This is a genomic window from Variovorax sp. P1_H12_2, from assembly GCF_056405335.1.
Genome location: NZ_JBFUCI010000666.1, coordinates 1 through 1,962, shown reverse-complemented (window position 1 = coordinate 1,962; position 1,962 = coordinate 1). Strand labels below are relative to the sequence as shown.

General features: G+C 67.5%; 2 protein-coding genes and 1 pseudogene. All 3 read right to left on the bottom strand.

Translation table 11 applies throughout. The features are described 5' to 3' along the window. Nucleotides 1-653, bottom strand: a pseudogene (locus tag AC1D2K_RS33960) (Tim44 domain-containing protein); the annotation flags it as partial. Between the two features lie 28 nt (nt 654-681). After that, complete coding sequence (gene ubiE / locus AC1D2K_RS33955; protein ID WP_478094740.1) at nt 682-1,413, bottom strand: bifunctional demethylmenaquinone methyltransferase/2-methoxy-6-polyprenyl-1,4-benzoquinol methylase UbiE; 732 nt, start codon at nt 1,411-1,413, stop codon at nt 682-684. Between the two features lie 70 nt (nt 1,414-1,483). Further along, a complete protein-coding gene (locus AC1D2K_RS33950) occupies nt 1,484-1,915 on the bottom strand; it encodes a gamma-butyrobetaine hydroxylase family protein (protein WP_478094738.1) in 432 nt (143 codons plus the stop codon). Nucleotides 1,916-1,962: the final 47 nt, after the last annotated feature.

Sequence of the window (1,962 nt, the reverse complement as noted above, 5' to 3'; positions counted from 1 at the left end):
CCCCACGACTGGGAGCCCGCCAGGGCCGACCCGATCATGCTGCCGCCCGCGGCGGCCGCGCCGGCCATCGACGAACCGCTGGTGCGATCCGCCGGATGCTCGGGCTGCTGCGAAGCGCTGGCGTCGAAAGCCGTGGCATTGTTCTCCCAGGGGCGCGCCGAGGCGTCGTTGCCGACATTCCGGGGGCTGTACTGGGGCGGTGCCGTGGCATCCGCCGGACTGCCTGCGCCCTGGAAGGCGAAACCGCCGGCGCGCGGCGAGGCGGCCGCACGCGAGCGGGCCGCGAAGATCCGCCACACGACCACTGCCGCCAGCACCAGCAGGCCGATCAGCAGGATGTTCCCGAAGGCGGCGCCGAGGCCGAGCGAATGCGCGAGCCAGGCCAGGCCGAGGCCAGCGGCCAGGCCGCCGAGCATCCCGGCCCAGGGCTTCTTGGGCGCCGCTGCGGCAGGGGCCGCCGCGGCCGGCTTGGCGGCGGTGCTATTCACGTTTTGTGCCGGTGCCGCCGGCGTGGCGGACGGCGTGGCCTCACGCTGCGTCACGTTGCCGGACTGCTTGCCGACCGACCTGCCGCCACCCATGCGGGCGGCACTGGCGTCGATGCTCACAACGGCCAACGCAAACACCAGCAACAAGGACCCAATTTTCTTCATGACGTCTCCAATTCGGCGAAAAACAGCTTCAACACTTGATTCCAACATGCAGGGCAACCACGCCGCCCGTCAAATTGTGATAGTCCACATGACCGAAACCGCCCTCCTTCATGAGGGTCTTGAGGTCTTCCTGGGCCGGATGCATGCGGATCGATTCGGCCAGGTAGCGGTAGCTGGCGTCGTCGCCGGCCACCACCTTGCCCAAGCGCGGCAGCACGCTGAACGAATACCAGTCGTAGGCCTTGCGCAGCGGTTTGGCGACCTTGGAAAACTCCAGCACCAGCAGCTTGCCGCGCGGCTTCAGCACGCGGTTCATTTCCTTCAGCGCAACATCCTTGTGGGTCATGTTGCGCAAGCCGAAGGCGACGGTCACGACATCGAAGTGGTTGTCTGGAAACGGCAGCTTCTCGGCATCGCAGACCAGCGTGGGCAAGGCGACCCCGGCATCGAGCAGGCGATCGCGGCCGGTGCGCAGCATGGCCTCGTTGATGTCGGTGTGGACCACCTCGCCGCTGGCCCCCACCTTCTTGGCGAAAGCGAGTGCAAGGTCACCGGTGCCGCCGGCGATGTCCAGCACCTTGGAGCCTTCGCCGACGTTGGCGACCATCACCGTGTAGGCCTTCCAGGCGCGGTGCAGTCCCATCGACATGAGGTCGTTCATGAGGTCGTAGCGCGAGGCGACCGAATCGAAGACGCCGCGCACGCGCTTCGCCTTGTCGCTTTCGTCGACCGATTCGAATCCGAAATGGGTGGTGCTCATGCACCCGATGTTAGGCCGGAAGCGTTCACATCAAGCCGGATAACCCGCAGGGGCACCGGACTTTCCGTGCTCAATGGCTGCCGCAGGCGTGTCCGCCGTGGCCCGACGCGGCCGCCTTGTCGGCCATCGGCGCGTCACGGTCGACGCCCGCGGCGGCCAGGCGCCGCTCGTACTCGGCCCACAGCTCGGCCTCGCGCGCGCCGAGGTCGTAGAGCAGATCCCACGAGAAAATACCGGTGTCATGGCCGTCGCTGAAGGTCGGCTGCACCGCATAGTTGCCGACCGGCTGCAGGTCGACCAGGTCGACCTCGCGCTTGCCGGTCTGCAGCACCTCCTGGCCGGGCCCGTGGCCCTGCACCTCCGCCGAGGGTGAATAGATGCGCATGAGCTCGAACGGGATGCGGAAGGTCGCGCCGTCGGAAAACCCCACCTCCAGCACGCGCGACTGGCCGTGCACCGTGATCGACTGGGGCGTCGGTGCGCCCGCCTGCAAACCTGCCATCAGAAACTCCTTGTCGCCAGACGCTGGATCATCTCGCGTTCCAGCGC